Annotated in this window: 2 protein-coding genes and 1 pseudogene; 1 reads left to right on the plus strand and 2 read right to left on the minus strand. The window is 56.6% G+C overall.

Annotated features, from left to right (window positions below):
- Positions 1-719 (minus strand): annotated as a pseudogene (locus B2Z72_RS08090) (methyl-accepting chemotaxis protein); the annotation flags it as partial.
- A 182-nt stretch (positions 720-901) separates the two neighbouring features.
- Complete coding sequence (gene dauA / locus B2Z72_RS08095; RefSeq protein ID WP_296984707.1) at positions 902-2665, minus strand: C4-dicarboxylic acid transporter DauA; 1764 nt, start codon at positions 2663-2665, stop codon at positions 902-904.
- Positions 2666-2888: 223 nt separating this feature from the next.
- Here dauA and B2Z72_RS08100 point away from each other — a divergent pair, with 223 nt between their 5' ends.
- Entirely contained in the window at positions 2889-3884 is a 996-nt protein-coding gene (locus B2Z72_RS08100; RefSeq protein ID WP_296984705.1) for a cytochrome-c peroxidase, read from the plus strand.
- The last annotated feature ends 61 nt before the right edge of the window (positions 3885-3945 follow it).

The following is a 3945-nucleotide window of genomic DNA, read 5'->3' on the forward strand; positions in this document are numbered from 1 at the left end:
TTCAGTGCCAGCAGGTTGGTCTGCTCTGAGATGGAACGGATCAGGTCGGTAATTTCATGGATGTTGCGCGACTGTTCGTTCAGCCCCTGCATCAGTTCCGCACTGCTGCTGGCCGCCATATCAATGTTGTGAATGCTTTCTGTGGCTGCTTTTACCTGCTGGCTGCCCTGTATCGCATATTGGTTCGCGCGGCTGGCCAGCCCGGCGGCTTCGCGCACTAATCCGGCGACGTTTTCCACGCCCTGTGTCATTTCCACAATGGCGGCAGCACCGGCAGCGGTTGCGGCCGACTGTTGCTCTGTATTGGCCGCCAGCAGGTCGGCGCTTGCGCGCAGTTCCTGAGCAGAAAAAGCGATTTCTTCAATACGGTCGGCGTGGGACTGCTGTGCACGTTCCACATCGGTAAACAGGCTTTGCAGGCGGCCGGTCAGCGTTCCCAGGGTGGTGGTTTTGATCAGCAGTTGCTGGTGATCCAGCTGCTGCGGATTCTGTTGGTTAAAGATGCTCTGTAGCTGGCTGATGTCATGGCGCAGGGCAAACAGCAGGCCTGCACACAGATACAGAGTGCACAGCAGCGGCACCGGCAGATACACCTGACTGGCTGAGCTCAGCACCATCAGGGCGCAGACCGCCAGCATGGTGCTGACCAGATAGACGGTGCCATTCAGCCCGGCGCTGCGCAGCAGGGCGCTGACGGGAGTGAACAGTAGTTGCAGCATAAGGTTCTTCCTGGCGCGGAGGCCAGTTGCGGTTAATGGTTTTGGTACAAACGTTAAGTGTAATGGGAATTTTTCAGCCTGCAGGCGGAGCGCGGGGGTGTGCCGGACCTGACCGTGACAAGTGGCGTAATCACGGCCGGTCAGGCCAGCAGAAGGGTTACATTGTTGACAAAAACAGCAGGTTATTGGCTGGTGGATGCGGCGGTTCCGGGCTTCGTTCTGACGTCCGCTAAGTCTTGTCCCTGACTTTGGCGGATAGCCTGATCCAGCGTTTCTGCCAGAGAGAACAGCGACAGCGGCAGTCCGGAGCGGGCAAGGGCCTGCAGCGGCTGCGTCTGCAGATCGGCAAGGATGACCTGGGTCTGTTGCTGCTGACAGTGCTGCAGATACTTTGTCAGTGCAGCCAGACCACCGGCATCGAGAACGGGAACAGCATCCAGATACAGGATGACGCCTTTGCCAGCCGGGGGCTGACTGGCGAGTTCAGCGAACACCCGGTCGGCGGCGGCAAAAAACAGCGGGCCTTTTATCTTCCATACCTGCCAGCCATTGGCGAGGGTGTTGTCCGGCACCAGGCGGCCATGCTGGCTGATATCGCTGATATTGGTCATCTCTGAGATATCGCGCATAAACAGCAGTGAGGCCAGCACAATGCCCACGGCGATGGCGATCACCATATCAAACAGCACAGTCAGGCTCATGCAGGTGAGCAGTACCAGAATGTCGCCCCGTGGTGCGGTTTTGAGGAAGTGCACGACCTTATCGGCTTCGGCAATGTTCCAGGCAACCAGCAGCAGCAGTGCGGCCATGGACGCCATGGGCAGATGCGCCAGCAGAGGTGCCAGTACCAGCAGGCCAGCCATAACCACGGCGGCGTGAATCATGGCGGCAAGCGGGGTAAAAGCACCGGAGCGTACATTGGCCGCAGAGCGGGCAATGGCGGCGGTGGCGGTGATACCACCAAAGAACGGAGCGACGATATTGCCGATGCCCTGACCGAGCAGTTCGCTGTTGGCGCTGTGGCGGGTGCGGGTCATGCCATCCAGTACGACGGCGCACAGCAGGGATTCGATGGCGCCGAGCATGGCGATCGAGAAGGCCGCCGGTAACAGTAGCTCTAATAACGTCAGCGATAAGCCGATGGGCTGGCCATCCGCACCAGGCTGATTCCACGGCCAGACAAATTCCGGCAGGACCGGTGGAATGCCCATGCCACTGCTGCCGTCCGCCAGCAGATAGTGAAAACGGGTACCGATGGTTTCGGTTTCCATGCCCTGCAGTCCGAGCAGCCAGGCAATCACGACACCAACGATCAGCGCCGGAATATGGGGCGGAAAGCGGCTCAGTTTTTTGAGGATGATCAGCGTCGCCAGTGTGCCTGCTCCGACGATCAGGGCGGCGCTGTCGAACGCCGGCAGATGCTGCCACAGGGCGCTGACTTTCTCTGTGTAGGTTTCCGGGAATTCAAAATTGAGACCAAAGAAATCCTTCAGCTGCAGGGTGGCGATCACCACGGCAATGCCTGAGGTAAAGCCGAGCGTGACGGATTCCGGTATGTATTCGATAAAGCGCCCAAGGCGGGCAAAGGCCATGGCGATCAGAATGACGCCGGACAGCAGGGTGGCCAGCAGCAGGCCACCGAGGCCGAACTTTTCAGCGATGGGATAGAGGATCACCACAAATGCGGCGGTGGGGCCGGAGATGCTGAAGCGTGAACCACCGGTAAGGGCAATCAGGAAGCCGGCAATCATGGCGGTGTAGAGGCCGTATTGCGGCGCGACGCCGCTGGCAATGGCCAGAGCCATGGACAGCGGGATGGCAATCACACCGACGGTGAGGCCGGCAATCAGATCGCCTGAGAATTGCTTGCGGCCATAGGGCTGTTGCAGAGACTCGCGCAGGGCATGGCCGATACGCAGGGAAAACAGGTGCGATCTGTGTGGCATACAACATCCGGCTGATTGGTAGAAACCGCAGTATACCCCAGCCACCGGGGCCCGTCCGAATGTAAGGAAAGGTCAGGTTGTGTCGGGTTGCGCTGGTATCGGGCGGGTTCGTGATTTCCCTCAATTTTGTATTGATATTCCTATTGTTAGCTGACAGGGCCGCAGTCCACCCGCTGTTCAGCCTGTGGTGCCGGCAATACAGGATTCTCATAAGGAGAGAACGATGAGATGGTCAAATGTTATATCCGCTGCGGCGGCGCTGGGACTTTCTGCTGCTGCCCAACTGTCATGGGCGGCGGAACCGATTGCGCCGGTTGAGCCGGTAAAAGAAGTGAATCTGGCAGAAGCTGAGCTGGGAAAGAAACTCTATTTTGATCCGCGTCTGTCGAAGTCAGGATTTATTTCCTGTAACTCATGCCACAACCTCAGCATGGGTGGGACGGATAACCTGAAAACATCGATTGGTCATAACTGGAGTCAGGGACCGATCAATGCGCCAACGGTACTGAATTCGTCATTAAATGTGGCACAGTTCTGGGATGGTCGTGCGGCGGATCTGAAAGAGCAGGCCGGTGGTCCGATTGCTAATCCGGGGGAAATGGCCTTCACCCATGTGCTGGCCGTGGATGTACTGAAATCGATTCCCGGTTATGTGCAGGAATTCCGTCTCGTGTTTGGCACTGATGAAATTAATATCGATCAGGTAACGTCTGCGATTGCTGAGTTTGAGAAAACTCTGGTCACGCCAGGGGCACGCTTTGATCAGTGGTTGCTGGGTGATGCGGATGCGATTACTGCGCAGGAAAAAGCCGGTTATGAATTATTTAAAAATTCCGGCTGCGTTGCCTGCCACAATGGTGCTGCAGTTGGCGGCTCGTCATTTCAGAAAATGGGCCTGATCGAAGCGTATCAGACAAAGAACACCGCTCAGGGTCTGGCCGGGATCACCGGTAAAGATGCGGACCGGATGAAATTCAAAGTACCGACGCTGCGCAACGTGGAACTCACTTATCCGTATTTTCATGATGGCGAAGCTCAGACGCTGACAGAAGCGGTGGATATTATGGGTCGCTTACAGCTGGGCCGTAAATTCAGCGATAAAGAGAATGCGCAGATCGTTGCATTTCTGAAAACACTGACAGGCGATCAGCCGCTATTTAATTTACCACTGTTACCACCATCGACGGATAAAACCCCAGTGCCAACACCGTTTGATTAATATCGGAATCAATAAAAATGAATAAAAAGCCCCGCAATTGCGGCAATGCTGTTCACTTAAG

The sequence above is a fragment of the Thalassolituus sp. UBA6592 genome (genome assembly GCF_002433655.1).
In the GTDB taxonomy this organism is placed as follows: domain Bacteria; phylum Pseudomonadota; class Gammaproteobacteria; order Pseudomonadales; family Oceanobacteraceae; genus Venatoribacter.